Below are 26,398 nucleotides of genomic sequence, written 5' to 3'. Positions count from 1 at the left end.
CGCTCCCGCCCGGCCGGGCGCCGCAGCAGTCGGAAAGGTCCGCGCCGGCAGGGGCAGGCGCGCGTGGCAGGGGCGGGACGCGCGGTGCCGATAGCGGCCGGCACGTGCCGCGCGGCGTACCCGACATCGAGCGTAGGCCGGCGCATGCGGCGAAGAATCGTCGGAACGGACTAAGGCGTTTCACCGGGGGCGGCAGGGGGCGCGACGGCCGTGACCGTCGTCGATCCGCCGGCGCGCCGAACGTCGACACCGCGCGGCGCAGCCGCGACAATACGCGTCTCTTCCTGCTTTCGTCATCGAGGTGCCCGTGCCCGCCAAGTCGTCCGTTGCTCCCGCGATCGTCTGGTTCCGCGACGATCTGCGCGTGACCGACCAGCCCGCGCTGACGCGCGCGGTGGCGTCGGGCCGGCCGCTCGTATGTGTATTCGTCGACGATACGGGCGCCGGCGCCGGGCGCGCGCCCGGCGGCGCGGCGCGCTGGTGGCTGCACGGGTCGCTGGCCGGCCTCGACGCGGCGCTTGCGCGTCATGGCGGACGCCTGCTGCTGTTGCGCGGCGACGCGCCGCGCGAGATCGAACGCGTCGTGCACGACACGGGTGCGCAAGCGGTGTACTGGAACCGTCGTTATGCGCAACCGCAGCGCGACGCCGACGCGGCGCTGAAGGCGTCGCTCAAGGCGCGCGGCGTCACGGTCGAGAGCAGCAACGGCAGCCTGTTGAACGAGCCGTGGGAGGTGCTGACGGGCAGCGGCGGGCCGTACCAGGTGTTCACCGCGTACTGGCGCGCGGCGCGCCGCGATCGCGCGGTGGCCGCGCCGCTGCCCGAGCCCGAACGGATCGGGTTTCATCGCTGGCCTAAGGCCGTGAGCGACCGCGCGCTGGCGCTCGATGCGCTGGCGTTGCGTCCGCCGGCGCCGGATTGGGCCGGCGGCCTGCGCGACGCGTGGCCCGCGCCCGACGAAGGCGGCGCGCACGCGCAGCTCGACGCGTTTCTGACAACCTCGCTCGCCGATTACGCGGATGCGCGCGACCGTCCCGACCGGCCCGCGACGAGCCGGCTGTCACCGTTCCTGCGCTTCGGCAACGTGTCGCCGCGACAGGTGTGGCACGCGGTGCAGGGCGCCGCGCAGGCCGGCGGCGCGGCATGCGCGGCGGGCGCCGACAAGTTCCTGAGCGAACTCGGCTGGCGCGAATTCAGCTACACGCTGCTGTATCACTTTCCGGCACTCGCGACCGACAACTTCCGCGCGCAGTTCGATGCGATGCCTTGGCGCGACGATCCCGCCGCGCTGCGCGCATGGCAGCGCGGGCTGACCGGCTATCCGCTCGTCGATGCGGGCCTGCGCGAACTGTGGACGACCGGCTGGATGCACAACCGCGTGCGGATGGTCGTCGCGTCGTTCCTGATCAAGCATCTGCTGATCGACTGGCGCGCGGGCGAAACGTGGTTCTGGGACACGCTGGTCGACGCCGATCCCGCGAACAACGCGGCGAGCTGGCAGTGGGTGGCCGGCTGCGGTGCCGACGCCGCGCCGTATTTCCGCATCTTCAATCCGGTCGCGCAGGGGCGGAAGTTCGACCCGGACGGTGCGTACGTGCGGCGCTGGGTGCCGGAGCTGACCGGCCTCGACGCCGCATCGATCCACGCGCCGTGGGAGGCCTCGCCGCTGGAGCTCGAAGCGGCAGGCGTGCGGCTCGGCGTCGACTATCCGGAGCCGCTCGTCGAGCATGCGGCCGCGCGTGCCCGCGCGCTCGATGCGCTGGCCGCATTGCCGAAGCGCCGCTGACCGCCCGCTCCGGGTTGCCGCGTCAATTGCAGAACGCGGCGTGTTCGAGCAGCGCGTACGCGACGCCCGAATCGAAGTAGGCCGCGCCGCACCACGCGACGAACGCGAGCGTGCCGGCGGCCAGTGCCGCGCGGATCATGCCCACGCCGCGTTGCCCGCTGCCGGACGCGCGACGCGCGCGTCGTTGATCGGCAGGTGCAGCAGCGCCGCGAGTACGCCGAGCGCGATCGAGCCGATCCACAGCGGCATGTACGAATGCGTCGCGTCGTACACGAGCGCACCGAGCCAGACACCGAAGAAGCTGCCGAGCTGGTGCCCGAAGAACACGAAGCCGAACAGCGTCGCGATGTAGCGCACGCCGAACACCTGCGAGATCACGCCGTTCGTCAGCGGGACGGTGCCGAGCCACGTGAACCCCATGACGGCCGCGAACACGTAGACGCTCGCGGGCGACAGCGGCGCGGCGACGAACACGGCCATCGTGAGCGCACGCACGAGGTACAGCACCGACAGCACGTACTTGCGCCGCAGCAGCCCGCCGAGATGGCCGCACGCATAGGTGCCGGCCACGTTGGTCAGCGCGATCAGCGCGAGCGCGACGCTCGCGTGGCGTGCCGGCAGCCCGTGATCCAGCAGGTACGCGGGAAGATGCGTCGCGATGAAGGCGAGCTGGAAGCCGCACGCGAAGAAGCCCGCGTTCAGCAGCCAGAAGCCGCGATGCGCGAACGCCTCGCGCACGGCTTCGCCGATCGACTGGTCGGGGCCGGCGGCGGCGCCGGCAACCTGCGCGGGCCGGTCGCGCAGCAGCACGGCGAGCGGCGCGAGCACCACCGCGACGAGCGCCAGTGCGATGAACGCATGCCGCCAGCCGATGCCGCCGATCAGCTCCTGCGCGACGGGCACCATGCAGAACTGGCCGAGCCCGCCGATCGCGCCTGCGACGCCGAGCGCCCAGCCGCGTCGGTCGGGCGGAAACAGGCGGCTCAGCGCGCCGTAGATCGATGCGAACGCCGAGCCCGACAGCGCGATGCCGATCACGAGCCCGGCACCGACCGTGAACATGCCGGTCGTCGCCGCATGCGCCATCGTGACGAGCCCGGCCGCATAGAGCAGCATCCCGGCGACGATCACGCGCAGCGACCCGAAACGATCGGCGATCATGCCCGTGAACGGCTGCGCGACGCCCCAGATCAGGTTCTGCAGCGCCAGCGCGAGCCCGAACGCTTCGCGCGACCAGCCGTGATCGAGCGACACCGGCGCGAGGAACAGGCCCTGCACGTGGCGGATGCCGAGCGCGGCGCCCATGATCAGGCCGCCGGCCAGTACGGGCAGCCAGCGGCGGCGGACTTCCTGCTCGATCGGGGTCATGCGTGTCTCCGGAAGGGGGCGCGGCAAAACGGCCGCGCTCGATCCGATTAGACGATCGGGCCCGTCGACGCTCAAGCGATCATTCGGTCAGGTTGGCATGCGCGTGGGGAATGCGACGAAGGGCGCGGGGATCGGGCAGGCCCGGCCGCGGCCGGCGGCATTCGCCAAACCAGCTTCGGCTCCGGCCTATGCCGACGCCCTATCGTGCGCACGCATCGCGGTATCGCATTCGGCTGCTTCGGCGAGCATCCAGTCGCGGACCTCGGCGACTTCGCGGCGTGGTGCCGGATCGTGCTGGAACAGCCAGTAGCCGTACGCCTCCGACAGCGCCTGCGTGTGCGGCCCGAGCACCGCGAGCCGCCCGTCCGCGAGCATCGGCGCGACGAGCGCGAGCCGGCCGAGCGCGACGCCCTGGCCCGCGATCGCGGCCTGGATCACCTGGTCGTACTGGTTGAAGCGCAGCACGCCTTTCGGGCGCGCGTCGCCGAGCCCGGCCGCGAGCAGGTGCGTGCGCCATTGCAGTTGCGGCTGCGGCGGCCCGTCGAATTCGAGCAGGACGTGGTCGGCGATCGCGGCCGCGTTCGTGACGGGGCGTGCGGCGAGCGCGGGATGGGCGACCGGCACGACGATCTCGTCGAACAGGTGCAGCGCGCCGGCCGGCGCGCGCTCGCGCGGGCAATAGCGGACGCCGAGGTCGATGCCTTCGGCGCGCAAATCGAGTACCTTGTCGTTCGCGGCGACGCGCAGGTCGATCTCCGGCAGGCGCGCCTGCAGCCGCCCGAGCCGCGGCAGCAACCACAGCGCGGTGACGCCGATGCTCGCGGTGATCGTGACGGGCTGGCGCTCGCGTGCGGCGGCGAGCGACGCGACGGTGTCCTGTAGGCCGTGCAGGGCCGCATCGGCGACGCGAAACAGCCGCTCGCCTTCCGGCGTGAACGCGATCTTCCGGTAGCCGCGCTGCAGCAGCGCGACGCCGAGATGCGCTTCGAGCGCGTGCACCTGGCGGCTGACCGCCGATTGCGTGACGCACAGATCCTGCGCGGCGAGCGTGATGCTCATGCGGCGGCCGACGGCGACGAAACCGCGGACGAGGTCGAGCGACGGGAGACGGACGAGTGGCGTTGACATGCGCGTGACTCATGCGAACGGAGCAGCAAGATTGGTTGAGAACGCGGGGCGCGTCAAGTTCAATGGAGGCTGGCGCGGGGAGCGCGGGGCTGACCGCGAGGCATGGGGTTCGGGTAAGCGCTGAAGCGCCAACTCGGGCCGACCGCGAAGCATGGGGTTCGGGTTAGCGCTGAAGTGCCAACTCGGGCCGACCGCGAGGCATGGGGTTCGGGTAAGCGCTGAAGCGCCAACTCGGACCGACCGCGAAGCATGGGGTCCGAGTAAGCGCTAAAGCGCTAACTCGGACCGACAGGAGACTCGATGACGATTTCGAACGAAAGCAGCGGGACGACGCAGGGCAGCCGTGCGGCAGGCGCATTGCCGCCCGAGCCCGTGACGCTGCGCGCGGCCGACGGCTACGAATTGCGCGGCCATGTATGGCGCCATCGCGGCGGCAGCGCCGCGCGGCCCGTGACGGTCATCAATTGCGCGACATCGGTGCGTTGCGACTACTACTTTCGTTTCGCGGCCTGGTTGTTTTCACAGGGGCGCGACGTGCTCGTCTACGACTATCGCGGCATCGGCGGGTCGCGCCCGGCGCAGCTCGCGAAGCTGCGCGCGAACTGGCTCGACTGGGGGCGGCTCGATTGCGACGCCGCGCTGCGGTACGCGCGCGACGCGTTTCCGGGCCAGCCGATCGACGTGGTCGCGCACAGCATCGGCGGGTTCGCGCTCGGGCTCGCGGCATCGAACGCACACGTGCGGCACGCGGTGACGGTCGGCGCGCAGTACGCGTACTGGCGCGATTACCTGCCGGCCGAACGGCGGCGCATGTGGTGGAAGTGGCATGTCGCGATGCCGCTGCTCGCGGCCATGTTCGGCTACGTGCCCGCGAAGCGGCTCGGCTGGATGGAGGACACGCCGCGCGGCGTCGCGTTGTCGTGGGTGCGCTCGCAGGCGCGCTTCGAGGATGGTTATACGCGCGGCCTGCTCGCCGAACCCGCCGCAAGCCGCGCCGCGTTGCCCATCCGCTTCGCGGGACTGTCGGCGCCGATGCTCGCGATCGGCCTCGACGACGACGGGTTCGGCACGGTCGAGGCGATCGAGCGGCTGGTCGGCTACTACACGGGCAGCGACGTCACGCATCTGCGGATCGCGCCGGCCGACATCGGCGTCGAGGCGATCGGCCATTTCGCGTTTTTCCACAGCCGCTTCACCGACACGCTGTGGCCGCTCGCGTTGTACTGGCTGCAGCACGGCGTGCTGCCGGCCGATGCGCCGGGCCACGTGCATGCGCTTCACCCGGCGTCGCGCGGGCGAGGGGCGGGCAGCGGCGTGCCGGGCGTCGCCGCGAACGGGTGAGGCGCGGCGGCTGCCCGGTGCGTCGCGGGCATGGCGTGCTGCCGTGCGCGGCCTTCGCATGCGGCACATGAAGCCGCCCCGATTCGATGCGGCCGCGGCGAGTCGCACACAAGCCGGTTCGTGCGCCGGCGCGATCGATTAACATCGGGCGTTTCCTTCCACGGCACAGGCTGCTGCGCACCGATGTCCATTCCGTCCGATTCCGCTTCTCCGGCCGATACCGCCCGCGCATGGCGCGTGCACGCGCTCGATGTGCCGCCCGCCGCGGCACGCGCAGGGGTGCGGGTCGTGCGCATCGATTTCGACTGGAGCGTGCCGCTCGCGTCGCCGGCCTATGCGGCGCTGAGCGATGACGAGCGCGCGCGCGCCGCGCGCTTCATGCGTCACGAGGATGCGGTACGCAGCGCCGCGACGCGTGCCGCGTTGCGCGACGTGCTCGGCGCGGCGCTCGGTGTCGCGCCGCATGCGGTCGCGATCGTCGTCGACGCATCGGGGCGGCCGTCGCCGGCCCCCGCGCATCGGACGTCACTCGATTTCAACGTGTCGCATGCGGGCGATCACGCATTGCTCGCGTGGGCGCCCGCGGGCCGCGTCGGTGTCGATATCGAGTGCTGCGACCGCACGGCCGACTGGCGTGCGCTGACACGCGAAGTCTGCGCGCCCGCCGAGGCTTCGTGGCTCGACAGCGTGTCGCCCGCCGCGCGCGCGGCGGCGTTCATGCGCGTGTGGGCGGCGAAGGAAGCGCTGCTCAAGGCGCTCGGCACCGGCATCGTCGGCGGGTTGCGAGCGTTCGCGGTCGTGCCGCCGCGCGATGTCGCGACCCCTGCGACGACGATCGTCGAGCCGGCCGCGCCCGCCGCCGGCGTCGCGGCGTTCGACGCGGCGTGGCTCGACGCGGCGCCCGGCTACGCGGCGTGCATTGCGTGGACGCGTGCGTGAGCCGGCGCCCACGCGCGGCGCTCATTCGAGCGGCGCGTCGTTCGGTGCCGCGTAGCGCGCCTTGATCACGTCGCTCATCGGGAAGTCGAACGCGAGCCCCTTCGGCGGCACCGGCTTCATGAACCACCTGTCGTACAGCGCATCGATCTCGCCGCGCTTCATCGACTGCACGAGCACGCCGTCGACGAGCGCCTTGAACTGCGGATCGTCCTTGCGCAGCATGAACCCGTAGGCCTCCGACGACTGCGGCGTGCCGACGATCTGCCAGTCGGCCGGCTTCGCGGCGAGCTGGCGCACGCCCGCGAGCAGCACGTCGTCCATCATGTACGCGGCCGCGCGGCCCGATTCGAGCGTGAGGCGTCCTTCGCCGTAGTCCTTCGCGCTGATGATCTGCATGTTCATCTTCCTTTCCTCGTTCATCCTGCGCAGCAGGCGCTCGGACGTCGTGCCCTGGTTCGTCACGACCGTCTTGCCGGCGAGGTCGGGGAAGTCGCGGATGCCCGAGCTCGTGCGCGTGAGCAGGCGCGTCGTCGCGACGAAGAAGGTGGTCGAGAACGCGACCTGCGCGTGACGCGCCGCAAGGTTCGTGGTGACGCCGCATTCGAGATCGACGGTGCCGTTCTGCACGAGCGGGATGCGGTTCTGCGACGTGACGGGGATGAAGCGCACCTGCAGGTCGGGCTTGCCGACGCGCGCCTTCACGGCGGCGATCACGCGGTCGCACAGGTCCTGCGAGAAGCCGATGACCTTGCCGTTCGCGTCGACGTAGGAGAACGGCACCGACGTTTCGCGGTGGCCGATCGAGATCAGGTTGCTTTGCCGGATCTTCTCGAGCGTGCCGGAGAGCGGCTCCGCGGCGAACGAGGCGCCGCATGCGAGTGCGCACGCGGCGAAGAGCAGGGGGCGGCCGAAGCGGGCGATGAACCGGGCGATGAAACGGGCGATGAAACGGGGCGGGATGGGCATGACGGGCTCCGTGGCGAGTGATGATTCGTATGTTGCCAAAAACAAAATAATTGCAACATATGTTAAGAGCCGGATCCCGCCGACCGGTCCGGCGGGCCACACCGGGCATCAGGGAAACTCCCGAGTCGAAATCGGTGAAAAACGGGTTGTCTAGACAAGTTCAGGTGGCTACACTTCAAACCACTCCGAACTTGTCTAGACAGGATTGCTCACATGATTACGTTGACCCCCGGCCACCTGACCCTCCCGCAACTGCGCCAGATCGCACGCGAATCCGTTCAGCTGGCGCTCGATCCGGCCAGCTTCGCGAAGATCGACGCCGGCGCGAAGGCCGTCGCCGACATCGCCGCGAAGGGCGAGCCGGCCTACGGCATCAACACGGGCTTCGGCCGCCTGGCGAGCACGCACATCCCGCACGACCAGCTCGAACTGCTGCAGAAGAACCTCGTGCTGTCGCACGCGGTCGGCGTCGGCGAGCCGATGGCACGTTCGTCGGTGCGCCTGCTGATGGCGCTGAAGCTGTCGAGCCTCGGCCGCGGCCACTCGGGCATCCGCCGCGAAGTGATGGACGCGCTGATCAAGCTGTTCAACGCGGACGTGCTGCCGCTGATCCCGGTGAAGGGCTCGGTCGGCGCGTCGGGCGACCTCGCGCCGCTCGCGCACATGTCGGCCGTGCTGCTGGGCGTCGGCGAAGTGTTCATCCGCGGCGAGCGGGCGAGCGCGCTCGACGGCCTGCGCGTCGCGGGCCTCGCGCCGCTGACGCTGCAGGCGAAGGAAGGCCTCGCGCTGCTGAACGGCACGCAGGCATCCACCGCGCTCGCGCTCGACAACATGTTCGCGATCGAAGACCTGTACCGCACCGCGCTCGTCGCGGGCGCGCTGTCGGTCGACGCGGCCGCCGGCTCGGTGAAGCCGTTCGACGCACGCATTCATGAACTGCGCGGCCATCAAGGCCAGATCGACGCGGCAGCGTCGTATCGCGAGCTGCTCGAAGGCTCGCCGATCAACCAGTCGCACCGCGATTGCGACAAGGTGCAGGATCCGTACAGCCTGCGCTGCCAGCCGCAGGTGATGGGCGCGTGCCTGGACCAGATGCGTCACGCGGCCGACGTGCTGCTGATCGAAGCGAACGCCGTGTCGGACAACCCGCTGATCTTCCCGGATACCGGCGAAGTGCTGTCGGGCGGCAACTTCCACGCCGAGCCCGTCGCGTTCGCGGCCGACAACCTCGCACTGGCCGCATCGGAAATCGGCGCGCTGGCCGAACGCCGCATCGCGCTGCTGATCGACGCGACGCTGTCGGGCCTGCCCCCGTTCCTCGTGCGGGACGGCGGCGTGAACTCGGGCTTCATGATCGCCCACGTGACGGCCGCCGCACTCGCATCGGAAAACAAGACGCTCGCGCACCCGGCGTCGGTCGACTCGCTGCCGACCTCGGCGAACCAGGAAGACCACGTGTCGATGGCGACGTTCGCCGCACGCAAGCTCGCCGACATCGCGGACAACACGAAGCACATCCTCGCGATCGAACTGCTGGCCGCCGCGCAAGGCGTCGACCTGCGCGCGCCGCACCACACGAGCCCGAAGCTCGCGCCGGTGATGGAAACGATCCGCGGCAAGGTCGCGCACTACGAGCTCGACCACTACTTCGCACCGGACATCGCGGTGATCGCGAAGCTGGTCGGCGAGCGTGCGTTCGCGAAGGTCGCGCCGTTCTCGTTCGCGTCGGAACAGTAAGCCCATGAGCGCGCCGGTCTACCAGGAGATCAAGGATTTCATCCTGGCCCGCATCCACGCAGGCGAGTGGGAGGAGGGCGACCAGGTGCCGTCCGAGAACGAGCTGGCGCGCGAGTTCAAGGTGGCGCGCATGACCGTCAACCGCGCGCTGCGCGAGTTGACGGCCGAGCAGGTGCTCACGCGCATGAAGGGCGCGGGCACCTACGTCGCGCGGCCGAAGTACGAGTCGACGCTGGTGGCGATCCGCAGCATCTCGGAGGAGGTCGGCGCGCGCGGGCATGCGTATCGCGCGAGCGTGCTCGGCCTCGACACGATCCGCGCCGACGAGGTGCTCGCCGACGAGATGCAGGTAGCCGTGCGCACGAAGCTGTTTCATTCGCAGGTGCTGCATTTCGAGAACGACGAGCCGGTGCAGCTCGAAGAGCGGTGGGTGAATCCGGCGGTCGCACCGGATTACGCCGAGCAGGATTTCACGAACACGACGCCGAACCTGTACCTGATGCGCGCGGCTCCGCTGCAGCGCGTCGAGTACCGGATCGAAGCGGCGGCCCCGGCGCCGGAGCGGCGCGAGCAGCTGCGGATGGACGACGTCGAGCCGTGTCTGGTTTTACATCGGCGCACCTGGTCGCAGGGCGTCGTCGCCTCGGTGGCGAATCTGTGGCATCCCGGCAGCCGTTATCGCTTCACCGGGCATTTCTGATTCCTATTTGATATTCATTTCCCTCGGGAGCAGTCGTCATGAACCATCCGAAACACATCGATCCCCGTCTCGATCCGACGCGCACGATCCGCGCGCCGCGCGGCAGCGAGAAAGTCTGCAAGACCTGGCTGGCCGAAGCGGCCTACCGGATGATCCAGAACAACCTCGACCCGGAAGTCGCCGAGCATCCGCATGCGCTCGTCGTGTACGGCGGCATCGGCCGCGCGGCGCGCAACTGGGAATGCTACGACCAGATTCTCGCGTCGCTGAAGGATCTCGAGGAAAACGAGACGCTGCTGATCCAGTCGGGCAAGCCGGTCGGTGTGTTCCGCACGCACAAGGATGCGCCGCGCGTGCTGCTGGCCAACTCGAACCTCGTGCCGCACTGGGCGAACTGGGACCACTTCCACGAGCTCGACCGCAAGGGCCTGATGATGTACGGCCAGATGACGGCCGGCAGCTGGATCTACATCGGCAGCCAGGGCATCGTTCAGGGCACCTATGAAACGTTCTTCTCGGTCGCGAACCAGCACTTCAACGGCGATCCGTCGGGCCGCTGGATCCTGACGGGCGGCCTCGGCGGCATGGGCGGCGCGCAGCCGCTGGCCGCGACGATGGCCGGCTTCTCGATGATCGCGGTCGAATGCGACGAGACGCGCATCGACTTCCGCCTGAAGACGCGCTACGTCGACAAGAAGGCGACGACGCTCGACGAGGCGCTCGGCATGATCGAGGAAGCGAAGCGCACCGGCAAGCCGGTGTCGGTCGGCCTGCTCGGTAACGCGGCCGACGTGTTCGCGGAACTCGTCACGCGCGGCATCACGCCGGATTGCGTGACCGACCAGACGAGCGCGCACGACCCGATCAACGGCTACCTGCCGCAAGGCTGGACCGTCGCGCAATGGCGCGAAGCGCAGAAGGTCGATCCGCAGAGCATCGTGAAGGTCGCGAAGCAGTCGATGGCCGTCCAGGTGCGCGCGATGCTGGCGCTGCAGGAGCGCGGCGCGGCGACGCTCGACTACGGCAACAACATCCGCCAGATGGCGCTGGAAATGGGTGTCGAGAACGCGTTCGACTTCCCGGGTTTCGTGCCGGCCTATATCCGCCCGCTGTTCTGCGAAGGCAAGGGCCCGTTCCGCTGGGTCGCGCTGTCGGGCGATCCGGAAGACATCTACAAGACCGACCAGAAGGTGAAGGAGCTGATCCCCGACGATCCGCACCTGCACAACTGGCTCGACATGGCACGTGAGCGCATCGCGTTCCAGGGCCTGCCGGCGCGGATCTGCTGGGTCGGCGTGAAGGATCGCTATCGCCTCGGCCAGGCGTTCAACGAGATGGTCAAGAACGGCGAACTGAAGGCCCCGATCGTGATCGGCCGCGACCACCTCGACACCGGTTCGGTCGCGAGCCCGAACCGCGAGACGGAATCGATGAAGGACGGTTCGGACGCCGTGAGCGACTGGCCGCTGCTGAACGCGCTGCTGAACACCGCGGGCGGCGCATCGTGGGTGTCGCTGCACCATGGCGGCGGTGTCGGCATGGGCTTCTCGCAGCACTCGGGCGTCGTGATCGTCGCCGACGGTACCGCCGAAGCGCACGAGCGTCTCGGCCGCGTGCTGCTGAACGACCCGGCGACGGGCGTGATGCGCCATGCGGATGCCGGCTACGAACTCGCGCAGCAGACGGCCCGCGAAGCCGGCCTGAAGCTGCCGATGCTCGGCCGCTGAGCATGACGGCGCTCCACCAGGCGCCGGCGAACGCGACGCTGGCCGCCGCGGTGATCCGCGCAGCGGATCTCGTCGCGTCGCCATGGAAGAACGGCGGCGGCGTGACGCGCGAAATCGCGGCGTTTTCCCCCACGGGGACTTCCTTCGGGGCGCCGCCGGGCGCCGCGCTCGACGCGTTCGCGTGGCGCGTGAGCGTCGCGGACGTCGGCACGGACGGCCCGTTCTCGCGTTTCGACGGCGTCGACCGCACGCTCGTGCTGCTGTCCGGCGCGGGCATGACGCTCGCCGAGGAAGGCGGCGCACGCCACGTGCTCGACGCACCGCTGGCCCGCGCGGATTTCGCGGGCGAGGCGGCGATCGACGCGACGCTGCACGACGGCGCGACGCGCGACTTCAACCTGATGACGCGCCGTTCGGCCGCGCGCGGCACGCTCGACGTGTGGCGCGCAGGCGCGCACTGCATCGGGCACGCCGATACCGTGCTGTTGTTTTGCGCGACCGGCGAGGTCGCCGTTGAAATCGACGGCACGCGCTACACACTGGAAGAAATGGACACGTTGCGGCTCGACGGGCCGCGGCGTGCGTTTGACGTCGTCGTGAGCGGTAGCGGCGCGTTGCTCGCCGTGTCGCTCGCCATCGGCGAACGAGACTGAACGCATGAAACCGACTGTCTGGCATCACCTGAGGCTGTGTCCGCACGGCCATCCTGACGAGACGATCGACGACGCGGCGATCGCCGTCGACGAAACCGGCACGATCGCCTGGCTCGGCGCGATGTCCGCGCTGCCGCACGGTTATGCCCACTGGCGGCGCGAGGATCTGCACGGCGCGTGGGTGACGCCGGGCCTCGTCGACTGCCATACGCACCTCGTGTACGGCGGCACGCGTGCCGACGAATTCGCGCAGCGCCTCGCGGGCGTTAGCTACGAGGAGATCGCGCGGCAAGGCGGCGGGATCGTGTCGACGGTGCGCGCGACGCGCGCGGCCGACGAGACGACGCTGTTCGTGCAGGCCGCCGCGCGGCTGCAGCCGCTGCTGGCCGAAGGCGTGACCGCGATCGAGATCAAGTCGGGCTACGGGCTCGACCTCGCGAGCGAACGCAAGATGCTGCGTGTCGCGCGCCAGCTCGGCGAGCGCTTCCCGGTCACGGTCTACACGACGTTCCTCGGCGCGCATGCGCTGCCGCCGGAATATGCGGGCCGCGCGGACGAATACATCGACGAAGTGTGCGACCGGATGCTGCCGGCGCTGGCCGACGAGGGGCTCGTCGACGCGGTCGACGTGTTCTGCGAACGCATCGGCTTTTCGCTCGCCCAGACCGAGCGCGTGTTCGAAGCCGCGACGCGGCGCGGGCTGCCCGTGAAGCTGCATGCGGAGCAACTGTCGAACGCGGGCGGCACGGCGCTCGCCGCCCGCTATCGGGCACTGTCCGCCGACCACCTCGAATTTCTCGACGAAGCCGGCATCGAGGCGATGAAGGCGGCCGGCACGGTCGCCGTGCTGCTGCCTGGTGCGTACTACTTCATCCGCGAGACGCAATTGCCGCCGATCGAGCTGCTGCGCAAGCACGGCGTGCCGATCGCGCTCGCGACCGATCACAACCCCGGCACGTCGCCGCTCGAATCGCTGCTGCTGACGCTGAACATGGGCTGCACGCTGTTCCGCATGACGGTGCCCGAAGTGCTGCAGGGCGTGACGCGCCACGCGGCCGCGGCGCTCGGCCGCGCGGATCGCCACGGCGCGCTCGAGGTCGGTCGCCAGGCCGACTTCGCCGCATGGTCGGTCGGCTCGCTGGCGGAGCTCGCCTACTGGATCGGCCGGCCGCTGTGCGAGCAGGTCGTACGCGGCGGCACGACCGTGTTTCGCCGGATGAATGGATAGATAGCCTTATGACCGACACCCTGTTGTTCGCAGACCATGCGTACCTGCCCGACGGCTGGCGCCGTAACGTGCTGCTGCGCTGGGACGCGGCCGGCACGCTGACCGGCGTGACGCCCGACACCGACGCCCCGGCAGGCGTCGCGCGTGCGGCCGGGCCGGTGCTGCCCGGCATGCCGAACCTGCATTCGCACGCGTTCCAGCGCGCGATGGCGGGGCTCACCGAATACCGCGCGAATCCGGCCGACAGCTTCTGGAGCTGGCGCGACCTGATGTACCGCTTCGCGCTGAAGATCACGCCCGACGCGCTCGCCGCGATCGCGCGCTGGCTGTACGTCGAGATGCTCAAGTGCGGCTATACGTCGGTGTGCGAATTCCACTACGTGCATCACGCGCAGGACGGCTCGCGTTATCCGCAGATCGCGGAACTCGGCACGCGCGTGGTCGACGCCGCGCGCTCGGCCGGCATCGGCATCACGATGCTGCCCGTGTCGTACCAGTTCGCCGGCTTCGGCAACAAGCCGCCGCGCGACGACCAGCGCCGCTTCATCAATACGCCCGACGGCCTGCTCGAGCTGCTCGACGCGATGCGTCGCGCGGCGCCGGAGCACGGCGGGCTGCGCTACGGCGTCGCGCCGCACTCGCTGCGGGCGGTGTCCGAGAATGGGCTGCGCGTGCTGCTCGACGGGCTGCCCGACGACGCGCCCGTGCATATCCATATCGCCGAGCAGACGGCCGAAGTCGACGACTGCGTGCGTGCCTACGGCGCGCGCCCCGTGCAATGGCTGCTCGATCGCTTCGATGTCGACGCACGCTGGTGTCTCGTGCACGCGACGCACGTCGACGCGGCCGAAACGTCCGCGCTCGCGCAGCGTCGCGCGGTCGCCGGCCTGTGCCTGACGACCGAGGCGAACCTCGGCGACGGCGTGTTCCCGGCCGTCGACTATCTCGCGCAAGGCGGCGTGATCGGCGTCGGCTCGGACAGCCACGCGTCGGTCGACTGGCGTGCCGAGCTGCGCCTGCTCGAATACGGGCAACGGCTCGTGCACCGCGCGCGCAACGTGCTGGCGAGCGACACGCAGGCGCATGTCGCCGATCGCCTGTTCGACGCGTCGCTCGCGGGCGGCGCGCAGGCCAGCGGGCGGCGCGTCGGTGCGCTGCGCGAAGGGTGCCGCGCCGACTGGCTCGTGCTCGATCCCGATCATCCGGCGATCGCCGAACACGACAGCACGTCGTGGTTGTCGGGTATCGTGTTCGCGGAGCACGGCGAGACGCCGGTGCTCGACGTCTACACGGGCGGCGAGCGCGTCGTGAGCGGCCGCCGCCATCGCGACGAAGCCGTCGCGTATGCCGACTACCGCGCCGCGCTGGCGCAACTGCTGCGCTGACGCGCGGCAACCGGCGCGCGCCGCCTGCGTGCGCCGGCAGACCTTCAACGGTGATGCGACATGACTGAACAACCGGCTGTATTCACGCTGAAGCAGGGCACGCTGCCGCTGCTGATCTCGATTCCGCACGCAGGCACGTACATCCCCGACGACATCGCCGCGACGATGACGGCCGACGCGCGTTTCGTCGACGATTGCGACTGGCATCTCGAACGGCTGTACGGCTTCGCGGCCGGCCTCGGCGCATCGATCCTCGTCCCGTCGCATGCGCGCTACGTCGTCGACCTGAACCGTCCGCCCGACAACGAGAACCTGTACCCGGGGCAGGACACGACGGGGCTCGTGCCGGTCGATACGTTCGACAAGGCGCCGCTGTATCCGGCGAACGCGCTGCCCGGCAACGACGAGATCATGCGTCGCCGCGATCGCTACTGGCTGCCGTATCACGACGCGCTGCAACGCGAGGTCGCACGCCTGAAGCGCGAGCACGGCCGCGTGCTCGTGTGGGAAGCGCATTCGATCCGCTCGCACGTGCCGCGCTTCTTCGACGGCCGCCTGCCGGACTTCAACTTCGGCACGTCGAGCGGTGCAAGTGCCGCGCCGGGCCTGGCGGAAGCGCTCGCCGCGCGCGTGCTCGAACATGGCGGCTATACGGCCGTCGCGAACGGACGCTTCAAGGGCGGCTACATCACGCGCCACTACGGCGTGCCCGAAACGGGCGTCGAGGCCGTGCAGCTCGAGCTCTCGCAGATCACCTACATGGAAGAGACGCGCCCCTACGCGTACGACGAAACGCGTGCAGCGCGGATTGTGCCGCTATTGCAGACGCTCGTCGAAACCGCGCTCGCGCATCGCTGAACCCGGGCCGCGCGGATGCGGCAGCGCGGCGGAGCAGGTGCGTGACGGCCCGCCGGCACGCAGCGTGCCGCACCGATGCAATGCACAACACGGCATCGATCCACGAGATCGGTGCCGTTTTTTTTCGTCCGGGTTTCGTCTGATCGATGTCGTCATCCGCACCTGAAAATTTGACGCAATTTTTGGGTGATATAAGCTGAATGTCAGGAAGTCGTCACGCGCGCACCGACGGCGGGCCATCGATCGTGGCTGCACCGCACCGGAATGCGCGGCGAGACACCTTGCCGACGTGTCGCCGCGCGGCATTGCCGCATGCGCTTCATCGCGACACGTGTCCTGCATTCATCCGTCAGTCGAGTACGATCGTGAAAGCCGCCAGCCCTTCGATACGCCGGACGCGAAGTCCGTCGGCGGGCGCGCCGCCTCAGGCCGGGCCGATCCGGCATGCTGATCGCGGCACGCGTGCCGCCTCTTTGCGCGAACCTCGTTTCTTCGCCATTTCCCGTCGCGGCCTGCGCCGCTTCAACCTCGTGGCTGCCCGCGTGTTCAGCGCGGTGCAGTGCGACGGCAGCGCATCGTTGTTGCCCTAGCGTCCCTTTCCACGTCCGTTCCGGGCCGCACCACCTGTTGCCGCATCGTCCGCGCGGCAGGATCGCGTTTGGGCATGCGGCGCATCGTGGTGCGCGCGTGCGGTGCCGGCGCGAACCTTCATCGTCCCGCGTGCGAACGTGTCGCGCGCGATTGCCGGAGAGACACCCATGCGTGCTCGACCGATCGTAGCCGTGACCGCCGACCGCATCCTGCGCGGTGCGCATCCGAACCACACGGCGGGGGAGAAGTACCTGGCCGCGCTCGTCGACGGCGCGGGCGTGCTTGCCTTCGTGCTTCCCGCGCTCGGCGCGCGCCAGCCGGCCGATGCGATCGTCGCGGCGGTCGACGGGTTGCTGTTGACCGGCAGTTATTCGAACGTCGAGCCGCATCATTACGGCGGTGCCGCGAGCGCGCCCGACACGCTGCACGATCCCGCGCGCGATGCGACCGCGCTGCCGCTGATCCGCGCGGCGATCGACGCGGGCGTGCCCGTACTCGCGATCTGTCGCGGCATGCAGGAGCTAAACGTTGCCTACGGCGGCACGCTGCATCAGCGGCTGCACGCGACGACCGGCTTCGACGATCACCGCGAGCGGCCGGCCGATCCGCTCGAACGGCAGTACGGCCCCGCGCACGTCGTGCAGTTCGCGCCGGGCGGCCTGCTGCAGCGGATCGCGCACGGCGCACCTGAAGCGACGGTCAATTCGCTGCACGACCAGGGCATCGCGCAGCTCGGCGCGGGGCTCGTCGTCGAAGCCAGCGCGCCCGACGGGCTGGTCGAGGCCGTCAGCGTGCGCGGTGCGCGTGCGTTCGCGCTCGGCGTGCAGTGGCATCCCGAATGGCGCTACGCGGAACAGCCGCTGTCGCGCGACATCTTCGCGGCATTCGGCGCGGCGTGCCGCGCGCGCATGACCCATCGCATTCATGCGGCAGGCGGCGCGATGCCGTCGCCGGCCGCATCCGACGTCGACTGACAGAGGCCGATCATGCAACCCGAACTGAGCGAATTCCTGCGACAGCACCGCATCACCGAGGTCGAGGCGATCATTCCCGACATGGCCGGCATCGCGCGCGGCAAGATCATTCCGCGCAACAAGTTCGAATCCGGCGAATCGATGCGCTTGCCGCAGGCCGTGATGGTGCAGACCGTCACCGGCGACTATCCGGAGGACGGCACGCTGACCGGCGTGACCGACCCCGACATGGTGTGCGTGCCCGATCCGTCGACGATCTGCCTGATTCCGTGGGCCGTCGATCCGACCGCGCAGGTGATCCACGATTGCGTGCACTTCGACGGCTCGCCGGTCGAGATCTCGCCGCGCTACGTGCTGCGCCGTGTGCTCGACCTGTACAAGGCGAAAGGCTGGCAGCCGGTCGTTGCGCCCGAGCTCGAGTTCTACCTGGTCGACATGAACGCCGATCCGGACCTGCCGCTGCGTCCGCCGGTCGGCCGCACCGGGCGCGCCGAAACCGGCCGGCAGTCGTATTCGATCGAGGCCGTCAACGAGTTCGATTCACTGTTCGAGGACATCTACGAATACTGCGAGATGCAGGGGCTCGATATCGAGACGCTGATCCATGAAGTCGGCGCCGCGCAGATGGAGATCAACTTCGTGCACGGCGATGCGCTGTCGCTGGCCGACCAGGTGTTCCTGTTCAAGCGCACGGTGCGCGAGGCCGCGTTGCGCCACAACATGTACGCGACCTTCATGGCGAAGCCGATGCAGGACGAGCCGGGCTCGGCGATGCACATCCACCAGAGCCTGGCCGACGCGCGCACGGGGCGCAACCTGTTCTCGGGCGAAGACGGCGCCGTGTCGCCGATGTTCCACAGCTATCTCGCGGGGCTGCAGAAGTACACGCCGGCGCTGATGCCGATCTTCGCGCCGTACATCAACTCGTATCGCCGCCTGTCGCGCTTCATGGCCGCACCGATCAACGTGCAGTGGGGCTACGACAACCGCACGGTCGGCTTCCGCATCCCGCAGTCGGGCGCGTCGGCGCGCCGCATCGAGAACCGGATTCCGGGTGTCGACTGCAATCCGTACCTCGCGTTCGCGGCGACGCTCGCCGCCGGCTATCTCGGCTTGTCGCAGCAGCTCGCGCCGACCGAGCCGATCGCGTCGGACGGCTACAACCTGCCGTACCAGCTGCCGCGCAATCTCGAGGAGGGCATCTCGCTGATGGCGGCGTGCACGCCGCTCGCCGGCATTCTCGGCGACAAGTTCGTGAAGGCCTACCTGGCGTTGAAGGACACCGAATACGAAGCGTTTTTCCGCGTGATCAGCTCGTGGGAGCGCAGGCATCTGCTGCTGCACGTCTGAGCGTGCGGCAGCGTTATCCGGAGGAAACATGACCGATCGAAACGAAGCCTTCTCACCGCATTCGACCGCCGAATACCGCGCGCTCGACGCCGCGCACCACATCCACCCGTTCTCGGACATGGGCGCGCTGAACCGCGCGGGCAGCCGCGTGATCGTGAAGGCCGACGGCGTCTACCTGTGGGACTCGGACGGCAACAAGGTCATCGACGGGATGGCCGGCCTCTGGTGCGTGAACGTCGGCTACGGCCGCAAGGAACTCGCCGACGCCGCGTATCGCCAGATCCAGGAACTGCCGTTCTACAACACCTTCTTCAAGACCACGCATCCGCCGGTGATCGAACTCTCCGCGATGCTCGCGGAAGTCACGCCGAAGGGCTTCAACCACTTCTTCTATTGCAACAGCGGCTCGGAAGGCAACGACACCGTGCTGCGCCTCGTGCACCAGTACTGGCGCGTGCAGGGCCAGCCGCAGAAGAAGTACGTGATCTCGCGCAAGAACGGCTACCACGGCTCGACGATCGCGGGCGGCACGCTCGGCGGGATGGGCTACATGCACGAGCAGATGCCGTCGAAGGTCGAGCACATCGTGCACATCGACCAGCCGTATTTCTTCGGCGAGGCGGCGGCCGGCGAAACGCCGGAAGCGTTCGGCCTGGCCCGCGCGCAGCAGCTCGAGGCGAAGATCCTCGAACTCGGCGCGGAAAACGTCGCGGCGTTCATCGGCGAGCCGTTCCAGGGCGCGGGCGGCGTGATCTTCCCGCCGTCGACGTACTGGCCGGAAATCCAGCGGATCTGCCGCAAGTACGACATCCTGCTGGTGGCCGACGAAGTGATCGGCGGGTTCGGGCGCACCGGCGAATGGTTCGCGCACCAGCACTTCGGCTTCGAGCCGGACCTGATCACGATGGCCAAGGGCCTCACGTCGGGCTACGTACCGATGGGTGCCGTCGGCATTCACGAGCGCGTGGCGCGGCCGATCATCGACAACGGCGAATTCAACCACGGCCTCACGTACTCGGGCCACCCGGTGGCGGCGGCCGTCGCGGTCGCGAACCTGAAGCTGCTGCGCGACGAAGGGATCGTCGAGCGCGTGAAGAACCACATCGGGCCGTACTTCCAGCGCCGGCTGCGCGATGCGCTGGGCGACCATCCGATCGTCGGGGAGATTTCGGGAGCGGGGCTCGTGGCAGGCGTGCAGCTTGCGCGCGACCGGAACCGGCGCGAGCGGTTCGGTGCGAACGTCGATATCGGGACGATCTGCCGCGACTTCTGCTTCAACGGCAACCTGATCATGCGCGCGACCGGCGACCGGATGCTGCTGTCGCCGCCGCTCGTGATTCGCGAGGCGGAGGTCGACGAGATCGTCGACAAGGCGAAACGGGCGTTCGATGCGACGGCGCAGCGGGTGGGGCACGCACGGTAAGCCGGTATCTGGGTAGCTGCGTGTGGACGCGGGCGTCGTCGAATGACATGGCGCCCGCGTCGCTCGGAGCACGCGCGACGCCAAAACGAAAAGGGCCTGCGTCGTGAGACGCAGGCCCTTGAATTCTTTGGTGGGCGGTACTGGGATCGAACCAGTGACCCCTGCCGTGTGAAGGCAGTGCTCTACCGCTGAGCTAACCGCCCAAAGAAGAATCAAATTATGTCAGAGCTTTTGGGGTTCGTAAAGCCCTTTCTGCAATTTTTTTCAAATAGCCGCAAGCACCGGTTCGCGAGCCGTGCACTCAGCCCGCGAGCGCGGGCAGTGCGTCGATCGACGCGCGCACGTAGTCGGCGAAGCGCAGCGCAACCGGCTCGGCGGTGCCGCTGCGCTTCAGCGCGAGCGTGCGCGATTCGAGCGACGCATCCTTCAGCGGCCGGAACGCGAGCCGGTCGCTCTTCGCCTGCTGCAGCACGCGCGGCACCAGCGCGACGCCCATCCCGAACTCGATCATCGACAGGATCGTCTGCCACAGCCGCGCTTCGTGGCGGATCAGCGGGCTGAAGCCGGCGTTCACGCATTGCGCGATGATCAGGTCGTGATAGTGCGGCGCCGCTTCGCGCGGGAACAGGATGAACGGTTCCGCGGCCAGCGCGGCAAGCGCGACCTGCCTGCGCCGCGCGAGCGGATGTGCGGCCGGCAGGCAGCACACGAACGGTTCCGCATAGACAGGTACCGATTCGACCTCGGGCGGGAAGTGGCCCCAGTGCGCGTAGCCGAGATCGATCTGGCCGCGCTGGATCGCCTGCACCTGCGCGTGCGTGTTCATCTCGCTCAGCACGACCTCGACGCCCGGGTAGTCGGCCTCGAAACGCCGCACCGCATCGGGCAGCCCGCGATACAGCATCGAATGAACGAAGCCGATCCGCAGCCGGCCCGCGAGGCCCGACGCGGAGCGCACCGTCAGGCGTTCGGCCTCGGCCGCCTGCAGCAGCAGCCGGCGCGCTTCGCCGAGCAGCACCTCGCCCGCGTTGGTCAGCGCGACGGTCTTGTTGGTGCGCGAGAACAGCTGGACGCCGAGCGCGTCCTCGAACTTGCGGATATCGAAACTCAGCGCCGGCTGCGAGATGAACAGGCGCTTTGCCGCGCGCCCGAAATGCAGTTCCTCGGCGACCGCCACGAAGTAGCGCAACTGCCTCAGTTCCATGGTGTCTCCTCGCGGCGTCGGCATCGATAAGCGATATCTATCGTACCGGATAAATCCTGTATTGGACGCTTATCGATCGCGCGCCTACGCTCTGCGGAAAGCTTTGCACGGGACTGGCCGGGCGCCGCGGCGCCCCCCGCCGGCCGATGTGCAGGCAACCCAGGAGACGCACGCATGAACGACACCGCTCGCACGCCGGACGCCGGCGCATCCAACATCCCCGACAGCCGGGGCCTCGATTTCTTCACGGTCGATCCCGATCTCGGCGCGTTGCTGAAGCTGCATCTCGGTGACGTGCACTATGCCGAACTGGAGCCTCGGCTGCGCGCGCTCGGCGCCCGCGTGTCGGGCGAACTCGACGAATGGGCGTCGCGCGCGGACAAGCATCCGCCCGTGCTCGAACACCGCAACCGGCGCGGCGAGGCCGTGCAGCGGATCGACAAGGATCCCGCGTATGTCGCGCTCGAACGTGTTGCGTATGCCGAGCTCGGCCTCGCGTCGCTGAGCCACGGGGCGGAATCCGTTGCGCCGCTCGTCAAGTACGCGCTGACGTTCCTGTTCGTGCAGGCTGAATTCGGGCTGTGCTGCCCGGTCAGCATGACCGATTCGCTGACGCGTACGCTGCGCCGCTTCGGCGATCCGGCGCTCGTCGCGCGCTACCTGCCGAGGCTCGCGTCGCGCGACTTCGACACGCTGTACCAGGGCGCGATGTTCATGACCGAGCAGGCGGCGGGTTCCGACGTCGGCCGGATCGCCACGCGGGCGACGCGCGAGACGGACGCGCACGGCGAGACCGTCTGGCGCCTGACCGGCGACAAGTGGTTCTGCTCGAACGCGGATGCCGATCTCGCGATGGTGCTCGCGCGGCCCGAAGGCGCGCCGGACGGCATCGAGGGCCTCGCGCTGTTCCTGCTGCCGAAGACGCTGCCGGACGGCACGCGCAACCGCTACCGGATCGTGCGCCTGAAGGACAAGCTCGGCAGCCGGTCGATGGCGAGCGGCGAGATCGCGCTCGAAGGCGCGCAGGCGTTCCTGATCGGCGAGATCGGCCGCGGTTTCCACCAGATGGCCGACATGATCAACATGTCGCGGCTGTCGAACGGCGTGCGCGCGGCGGGGCTGATGCGGCGCGCGCTGAACGAGGCGCTGCACGTCGCCGCGCACCGCGAGGCGTTCGGCCGCAAGCTGATCGAGATGCCGCTGATGCAGCGCCAGTTGCTGAAGATGCTGCTGCCGGCCGAGGCCGCGCGCGCGATGTTCATGCAGATCGCGCTGCTGCTGCCGCAGGCCGATGCCGGCGACGAGCAGGCCGCGCGCTGCGTGCGGATCCTGACGCCGCTGATCAAGTTCCGCGCGTGCCGCGATGCGCGGCGCGTGACGGGCGATGCGATGGAAGTGCGCGGCGGCACCGGCTACATCGAGGAATGGAGCGATGCGCGGCTCGTGCGCGATGCGCATCTCGGCTCGATCTGGGAAGGCACGAGCAACATCGTCGCGCTCGACGTCGCGCGGGCCGCGCAGCGCGAGCAGGCGCTCGACGCGCTGCGTACCTTTCTCGGCGACCGCCTCGGCGCGGCGCCGCTGCCCGACGCGAGCCGCGCGGCGCTGCGGCGCATCCTCGCGCGCGCCTGCGACGCGCTTGCGCGGGTCGCGGCGGAAGGCGACGACGCACGCGTGCGGCAGGCCGCGTCCGCGCTGTACTACGCAAGCGCGGCCGTGCTGATGGCGTGCGAGGGCGCGCGGCTCGCGCCGGATTTCCGGCGTCTCGCGCTCGCGCACCTGGTCGTGCGCCACAAGCTGCTGCCGGTCGACCCGCTTGCGCCGGCATCGCGCGACGACGAATCCGCCGCCTGCGCTGCGCTGCTGCGCGGCACGCCCATCGCGCTCGATACCGCGCTCGACCTGCTGCCGGAGGTCGAACGATGACCGCCTCGCGTGGCGCACTGGACGGCCTGAAGGTCGTCGACCTGAGCCGCGTGCTCGGCGGCCCGTACTGCACGCAGGCACTCGCCGACCACGGGGCGACGGTGGTCAAGATCGAGCCGCCGGACGGCGACGAGACGCGCGGCTGGGGGCCGCCGTTCCTCGGCGATACCGCTTGGTACTTCGCGGGCGTCAACCGCAACAAGGAAGGGCTCGCGCTCGACCTGTCGCGCGACGAAGGGCGCGCGATCCTGTGGCACCTGCTCGACGAGGCGGACGTGCTCGTCGAGAACTTCAAGCCGGGCACGCTCGCGCGCTGGGGGATGGACTATGCACGCGACTTGCAGCCGCGCTTCCCGTGGCTGATCCACTGCGCGGTGACGGGCTTCGGCGCGGACGGTCCGCTCGGCGGGCTGCCCGGCTACGACGCGGTGATCCAGGCGATGGCGGGGCTGATGAGCGTCAACGGCGAGCGCGACGGCGACGCGACGCGCATCGGTCTGCCGATCGTCGACATGGTCACGGGCCTCAATGCGCTCGCGGGCATCCTGCTGGCGCTCGCGGAGCGCGAGAAGAGCGGGCGCGGACAGTCGATCGACATCGCGCTATACGACTGCGGTGTGTCGCTGCTGCATCCGCACCTGCCGAACTTCTTCGGTTCGGGGCGCGTGCCGGCGCGCAGCGGCAACGCGCATCCGAACATCGCGCCATACGACAGCTACCGCACGGCGACCGTGCCGATCTTCCTCGCGATCGGCAACGACCGGCAGTTCGCGCGGCTCGTCGCGCATCTCGGTGCGCCGGCGCTCGCGGGCGATCCGCGTTTCGTCGACAACCGCAACCGCTGCGCGCACCGTCCCGAGCTGAAGGCCGAACTGGAAGCGCGGCTCGCCGCGCACGCTTGCGAGCCGCTCGCGCGCGACCTGATGGCGGCCGGCGTGCCGTGCGGGCCGGTGCGAACGGTGGCCGACGTCGCGCACGATCCGCATGCGCTGCACCGGAACCTGTTCGTCGAGATCGGCGCGTATCGCGGCACCGCGTCGCCGGTGAAGCTGTCGCGCACGCCGGCTACCTATCGTTCGCCGCCGCCCGCGCTGGGCGGCGACACGCGCGCGGTGCTCGATCGCCTCGGCGTCGATCCCGCGCTCCAGCAGCAATTGCTCGACGCCGGCGTGCTGAGGGAAGCCCCCGGCTGACACGACGCCGCCGGCCGGCGGCGCCATGCCGGCCACCCGGGAAAGGCGCGCGGCAGTCGCGCCCCGGAAACACAAACATGGAGACATCGATGAGCCGTCAGCCATCCCCGTCCGCCGCGCCGCAGCCGCGGCCCGGCCGCGCCGCCTTCGCGGCGTTCGTCGGCACCACGATCGAGTGGTACGACTTCTACATTTACGGCACCGCCGCGGCGCTCGTGTTCGGCAAGGTGTTCTTTTCGAGCAGGATGGATCCCGGCGTCGCGACGCTGCTTGCGTTCGTCACGTTCTGGGCCGGCTTCGCCGCGCGGCCGCTCGGCGGCATCGTGTTCGGGCATCTCGGCGATCGTGTCGGCCGCAAGACCGCGCTCGTGATCACGCTGGTGATGATGGGGCTCGCGACGACCGGCATCGGCCTGCTGCCCGGTTATGCGCGGATCGGTGTATGGGCGCCGGCCGGCCTCGTCGCGCTGCGCGTGCTGCAGGGCATCGCGGTCGGCGGCGAGTGGGGCGGCGCGGTGCTGATCGCGAGCGAGAACGCGCCGAAGCATCGCAGCATCCTGTACGCGGCGTTCGCGCAGCAGGGTTCGCCCACCGGCAACCTGCTCGCCACGGCCGCCTTCTTCGCGCTGAGCGCGCTGCCGACACCGTCGTTCCTGATGTGGGGCTGGCGCATTCCGTTCCTGCTGTCGGCCGTGCTGGTGATCATCGGCATGGTGATCCGGCTGCGGCTCGAGGAGTCGGCCGACATGCAGCGCGTGCTCGCGCGCAAGCGCACCGTGAAGCTGCCGCTGCGCGACGTCGTGCGCGATCACTGGGTCGTCGTGCTGCTCGCGGCCGGCACGCTGCCGGTGATCAACGTCACGTACTTCCGCAGCACGTTCGCGCTGTCGTGGGCGACGAAGGAACTCGGCTACGCGCAGGGCACGTTTCTCGGCATCCTGTCGATCTCGCTCGTCGTGCAGTTCCTGATGCAGCCGGTCGGCGCGTGGTTCGTGTCGAAGGTCGACATGCGCCGCGCGATGTGCTGGATCCTGATTCCGGAAATCGTGCTGATGCCGGTGATGTTCCATGCGCTCGCGACGCGTTCGTATTGGGTCGCCGTCGCGGGCATGTGCATCTCGACGATTCCGTCGGCGATGTTCTACGGCGCGGTCGGCGGCGTGCTCGCGCGCGTGTTCCCGGCGAACATCCGCTACACGGGCCTGTCGCTCGCGTATCAGCTGAGCGCGCTCGTCGTCGGCGGCGGCACGCCCGTGCTCGCGCAGGCGATCCTCAACACGACCGGCAGCATCGTCGGCGTCGCGGTCGCGTCGGGGCTTTACGCGCTCGTGTCGCTCGTCTGCATGCTCGCGCTGCTGAATCGCACCGGGTATCGCGCGGACGAACTGTCGACGGCCGAACGCAGCGATGCGGCCGAATGGGGCACCGAAGGCGGCAGCACGGCACCCGCGGCCGACGGGAGCGCGCAGCCGGGCGACGGCGGTGCGCTGAAGCCGGCCGGCTGAGCGGCACGCCATGCCGCCGCGCGGGAGGCGGGAACGCCCCGAGCGGATGTCGCCAAAAGAAAACGGCACCGTGCGAAACACGGTGCCGTCTTTCCCGGAGCACGCGGCCGGCAGGCTGCCGGCCGCGCGCATCGCATCATCAGCCTTCGGTCGGCGGCACGTAGCCGGACGCCTGGTCCGCGCCGTCGCCGAAGAAGTACTTCTCGGTCTGCTTCATCAGGTACTGGCGCGCGCGCGGGTCGGCCATGTTCAGGCGGTTCTCGTTGATCAGCATCGTCTGCTGCTTGAGCCAGCCCTGCCACGCTTCCTTCGAGACGCTCTCGTAAATGCGCTTGCCGAGTTCGCCCGGCAGCGGCGGGAAATCGAGGCCTTCGGCTTCCTTGCCGAGCTTCGCGCATTGAATCATTCGAGCCATC

21 protein-coding genes and 1 tRNA gene are annotated in these 26,398 nt (G+C 69.5%); 16 read left to right on the top strand and 6 right to left on the bottom strand.

Features of this window, described 5'->3' with window-relative positions; all coding sequences use genetic code 11:
- Positions 1-307 precede the first annotated feature (307 nt).
- On the top strand, positions 308-1,786 hold the full coding sequence (locus ACTJLD_RS27745) for a cryptochrome/photolyase family protein (RefSeq protein ID WP_059693043.1): 1,479 nt from the start codon (positions 308-310) through the stop codon (positions 1,784-1,786).
- Positions 1,787-1,921: 135 nt separating this feature from the next.
- Here ACTJLD_RS27745 and ACTJLD_RS27740 read toward each other — a convergent pair whose 3' ends face one another.
- On the bottom strand, positions 1,922-3,154 hold the full coding sequence (locus ACTJLD_RS27740) for an MFS transporter (protein WP_027786929.1): 1,233 nt from the start codon (positions 3,152-3,154) through the stop codon (positions 1,922-1,924).
- A gap of 186 nt (positions 3,155-3,340) precedes the next feature.
- Positions 3,341-4,282 (bottom strand): LysR substrate-binding domain-containing protein, encoded by a 942-nt coding sequence (locus tag ACTJLD_RS27735; RefSeq protein WP_200060845.1) that lies wholly within the window; start codon positions 4,280-4,282, stop codon positions 3,341-3,343.
- A 300-nt stretch (positions 4,283-4,582) separates the two neighbouring features.
- Between ACTJLD_RS27735 and ACTJLD_RS27730 the strand changes: the two genes are divergently transcribed.
- Both ACTJLD_RS27730 and ACTJLD_RS27725 read left to right on the top strand, forming a co-directional pair.
- The gene (locus ACTJLD_RS27730; protein WP_060084085.1) at positions 4,583-5,623 is read left to right on the top strand and encodes an alpha/beta hydrolase family protein; all 1,041 of its coding nucleotides are present in this window, start codon (positions 4,583-4,585) and stop codon (positions 5,621-5,623) included.
- 183 nt (positions 5,624-5,806) lie between these two features.
- The gene (locus ACTJLD_RS27725) at positions 5,807-6,562 is read left to right on the top strand and encodes a 4'-phosphopantetheinyl transferase family protein (RefSeq protein WP_440660043.1); all 756 of its coding nucleotides are present in this window, start codon (positions 5,807-5,809) and stop codon (positions 6,560-6,562) included.
- A gap of 21 nt (positions 6,563-6,583) precedes the next feature.
- Here ACTJLD_RS27725 and ACTJLD_RS27720 read toward each other — a convergent pair whose 3' ends face one another.
- Positions 6,584-7,528, bottom strand: a complete 945-nt coding sequence (locus ACTJLD_RS27720) for a glutamate/aspartate ABC transporter substrate-binding protein (protein WP_175757792.1) — start codon at positions 7,526-7,528, stop codon at positions 6,584-6,586.
- Positions 7,529-7,741: 213 nt separating this feature from the next.
- Between ACTJLD_RS27720 and hutH the strand changes: the two genes are divergently transcribed.
- The 10 genes from hutH (at position 7,742) to ACTJLD_RS27670 (ending at position 20,154) form a co-directional block, all read left to right on the top strand.
- A complete protein-coding gene (hutH, locus tag ACTJLD_RS27715) occupies positions 7,742-9,265 on the top strand; it encodes a histidine ammonia-lyase (protein WP_027786934.1) in 1,524 nt (507 codons plus the stop codon).
- Positions 9,266-9,269: 4 nt separating this feature from the next.
- Positions 9,270-9,965: a histidine utilization repressor gene (gene hutC / locus ACTJLD_RS27710; protein WP_027786935.1), complete on the top strand. Its 696-nt coding sequence runs from the start codon at positions 9,270-9,272 to the stop codon at positions 9,963-9,965.
- 38 nt (positions 9,966-10,003) lie between these two features.
- Positions 10,004-11,692 (top strand): urocanate hydratase, encoded by a 1,689-nt coding sequence (gene hutU, locus ACTJLD_RS27705; RefSeq protein ID WP_027786936.1) that lies wholly within the window; start codon positions 10,004-10,006, stop codon positions 11,690-11,692.
- A gap of 2 nt (positions 11,693-11,694) precedes the next feature.
- Complete coding sequence (locus ACTJLD_RS27700; protein WP_321846631.1) at positions 11,695-12,345, top strand: HutD/Ves family protein; 651 nt, start codon at positions 11,695-11,697, stop codon at positions 12,343-12,345.
- A gap of 4 nt (positions 12,346-12,349) precedes the next feature.
- Entirely contained in the window at positions 12,350-13,573 is a 1,224-nt protein-coding gene (gene hutI / locus ACTJLD_RS27695) for an imidazolonepropionase (protein ID WP_060198895.1), read from the top strand.
- 8 nt (positions 13,574-13,581) lie between these two features.
- Positions 13,582-14,958 carry a formimidoylglutamate deiminase gene (locus ACTJLD_RS27690; RefSeq protein ID WP_136469732.1) on the top strand — a complete coding sequence of 459 codons (1,377 nt, stop codon included), beginning with the start codon at positions 13,582-13,584 and terminating at the stop codon, positions 14,956-14,958.
- 60 nt (positions 14,959-15,018) lie between these two features.
- Positions 15,019-15,816 carry an N-formylglutamate deformylase gene (hutG, locus tag ACTJLD_RS27685; RefSeq protein WP_060172978.1) on the top strand — a complete coding sequence of 266 codons (798 nt, stop codon included), beginning with the start codon at positions 15,019-15,021 and terminating at the stop codon, positions 15,814-15,816.
- A gap of 758 nt (positions 15,817-16,574) precedes the next feature.
- Positions 16,575-17,381: a gamma-glutamyl-gamma-aminobutyrate hydrolase family protein gene (locus ACTJLD_RS27680; protein WP_059693038.1), complete on the top strand. Its 807-nt coding sequence runs from the start codon at positions 16,575-16,577 to the stop codon at positions 17,379-17,381.
- A 12-nt stretch (positions 17,382-17,393) separates the two neighbouring features.
- Positions 17,394-18,731 carry a glutamine synthetase family protein gene (locus ACTJLD_RS27675; protein WP_027786942.1) on the top strand — a complete coding sequence of 446 codons (1,338 nt, stop codon included), beginning with the start codon at positions 17,394-17,396 and terminating at the stop codon, positions 18,729-18,731.
- Between the two features lie 28 nt (positions 18,732-18,759).
- On the top strand, positions 18,760-20,154 hold the full coding sequence (locus ACTJLD_RS27670) for an aspartate aminotransferase family protein (protein WP_440660042.1): 1,395 nt from the start codon (positions 18,760-18,762) through the stop codon (positions 20,152-20,154).
- Between the two features lie 128 nt (positions 20,155-20,282).
- Here the strand turns inward: ACTJLD_RS27670 and ACTJLD_RS27665 are convergent.
- Positions 20,283-20,357, bottom strand: a tRNA-Val gene (locus ACTJLD_RS27665).
- Positions 20,358-20,455: 98 nt separating this feature from the next.
- A complete protein-coding gene (locus ACTJLD_RS27660; protein WP_027786944.1) occupies positions 20,456-21,358 on the bottom strand; it encodes a LysR family transcriptional regulator in 903 nt (300 codons plus the stop codon).
- A gap of 174 nt (positions 21,359-21,532) precedes the next feature.
- On the opposite strand from ACTJLD_RS27660, the gene ACTJLD_RS27655 reads away from it, so the two are divergent.
- From ACTJLD_RS27655 to ACTJLD_RS27645, 3 genes are all read left to right on the top strand, one after another.
- Positions 21,533-23,284 carry an acyl-CoA dehydrogenase family protein gene (locus tag ACTJLD_RS27655; protein ID WP_440660041.1) on the top strand — a complete coding sequence of 584 codons (1,752 nt, stop codon included), beginning with the start codon at positions 21,533-21,535 and terminating at the stop codon, positions 23,282-23,284.
- The gene (locus ACTJLD_RS27650) at positions 23,281-24,477 is read left to right on the top strand and encodes a CaiB/BaiF CoA transferase family protein (protein WP_175865556.1); all 1,197 of its coding nucleotides are present in this window, start codon (positions 23,281-23,283) and stop codon (positions 24,475-24,477) included. Before ACTJLD_RS27655 ends, ACTJLD_RS27650 begins: the two co-directional genes overlap by 4 nt.
- A gap of 89 nt (positions 24,478-24,566) precedes the next feature.
- Positions 24,567-25,982 (top strand): MFS transporter, encoded by a 1,416-nt coding sequence (locus tag ACTJLD_RS27645; protein ID WP_124840338.1) that lies wholly within the window; start codon positions 24,567-24,569, stop codon positions 25,980-25,982.
- A 139-nt stretch (positions 25,983-26,121) separates the two neighbouring features.
- Here the strand turns inward: ACTJLD_RS27645 and ACTJLD_RS27640 are convergent, their stop codons facing one another.
- Positions 26,122-26,397 (bottom strand): oxidative damage protection protein, encoded by a 276-nt coding sequence (locus tag ACTJLD_RS27640; protein WP_006478357.1) that lies wholly within the window; start codon positions 26,395-26,397, stop codon positions 26,122-26,124.
- Position 26,398 lies beyond the last annotated feature (1 nt).

It is taken from the genome of Burkholderia sp. 22088 (genome assembly GCF_052045915.1).
Taxonomy (GTDB): domain Bacteria; phylum Pseudomonadota; class Gammaproteobacteria; order Burkholderiales; family Burkholderiaceae; genus Burkholderia; species Burkholderia cepacia.
This window is presented reverse-complemented; position numbering and strand designations above follow the sequence as displayed.

Excerpts from the sequence above, each read along its gene's own strand:
- hutG (WP_060172978.1), top strand. The coding sequence starts at position 15,019 with ATGACTGAACAACCGGCTGTATTCACGCTGAAGCAGGGCACGCTGCCG.
- hutI (WP_060198895.1), top strand. The coding sequence starts at position 12,350 with ATGAAACCGACTGTCTGGCATCACCTGAGGCTGTGTCCGCACGGCCAT.
- ACTJLD_RS27725 (WP_440660043.1), top strand. The coding sequence starts at position 5,807 with ATGTCCATTCCGTCCGATTCCGCTTCTCCGGCCGATACCGCCCGCGCA.
- hutU (WP_027786936.1), top strand. The coding sequence starts at position 10,004 with ATGAACCATCCGAAACACATCGATCCCCGTCTCGATCCGACGCGCACG.
- ACTJLD_RS27700 (WP_321846631.1), top strand. The coding sequence starts at position 11,695 with ATGACGGCGCTCCACCAGGCGCCGGCGAACGCGACGCTGGCCGCCGCG.
- ACTJLD_RS27645 (WP_124840338.1), top strand. The coding sequence starts at position 24,567 with ATGAGCCGTCAGCCATCCCCGTCCGCCGCGCCGCAGCCGCGGCCCGGC.
- ACTJLD_RS27730 (WP_060084085.1), top strand. The coding sequence starts at position 4,583 with ATGACGATTTCGAACGAAAGCAGCGGGACGACGCAGGGCAGCCGTGCG.
- ACTJLD_RS27675 (WP_027786942.1), top strand. The coding sequence starts at position 17,394 with ATGCAACCCGAACTGAGCGAATTCCTGCGACAGCACCGCATCACCGAG.
- hutH (WP_027786934.1), top strand. The coding sequence starts at position 7,742 with ATGATTACGTTGACCCCCGGCCACCTGACCCTCCCGCAACTGCGCCAG.
- hutC (WP_027786935.1), top strand. The coding sequence starts at position 9,270 with ATGAGCGCGCCGGTCTACCAGGAGATCAAGGATTTCATCCTGGCCCGC.
- ACTJLD_RS27655 (WP_440660041.1), top strand. The coding sequence starts at position 21,533 with ATGAACGACACCGCTCGCACGCCGGACGCCGGCGCATCCAACATCCCC.
- ACTJLD_RS27650 (WP_175865556.1), top strand. The coding sequence starts at position 23,281 with ATGACCGCCTCGCGTGGCGCACTGGACGGCCTGAAGGTCGTCGACCTG.
- ACTJLD_RS27735 (WP_200060845.1), bottom strand. The coding sequence starts at position 4,282 with ATGTCAACGCCACTCGTCCGTCTCCCGTCGCTCGACCTCGTCCGCGGT.
- ACTJLD_RS27720 (WP_175757792.1), bottom strand. The coding sequence starts at position 7,528 with ATGCCCATCCCGCCCCGTTTCATCGCCCGTTTCATCGCCCGGTTCATC.
- ACTJLD_RS27740 (WP_027786929.1), bottom strand. The coding sequence starts at position 3,154 with ATGACCCCGATCGAGCAGGAAGTCCGCCGCCGCTGGCTGCCCGTACTG.
- ACTJLD_RS27660 (WP_027786944.1), bottom strand. The coding sequence starts at position 21,358 with ATGGAACTGAGGCAGTTGCGCTACTTCGTGGCGGTCGCCGAGGAACTG.
- ACTJLD_RS27690 (WP_136469732.1), top strand. The coding sequence starts at position 13,582 with ATGACCGACACCCTGTTGTTCGCAGACCATGCGTACCTGCCCGACGGC.
- ACTJLD_RS27670 (WP_440660042.1), top strand. The coding sequence starts at position 18,760 with ATGACCGATCGAAACGAAGCCTTCTCACCGCATTCGACCGCCGAATAC.
- ACTJLD_RS27680 (WP_059693038.1), top strand. The coding sequence starts at position 16,575 with ATGCGTGCTCGACCGATCGTAGCCGTGACCGCCGACCGCATCCTGCGC.
- ACTJLD_RS27640 (WP_006478357.1), bottom strand. The coding sequence starts at position 26,397 with ATGGCTCGAATGATTCAATGCGCGAAGCTCGGCAAGGAAGCCGAAGGC.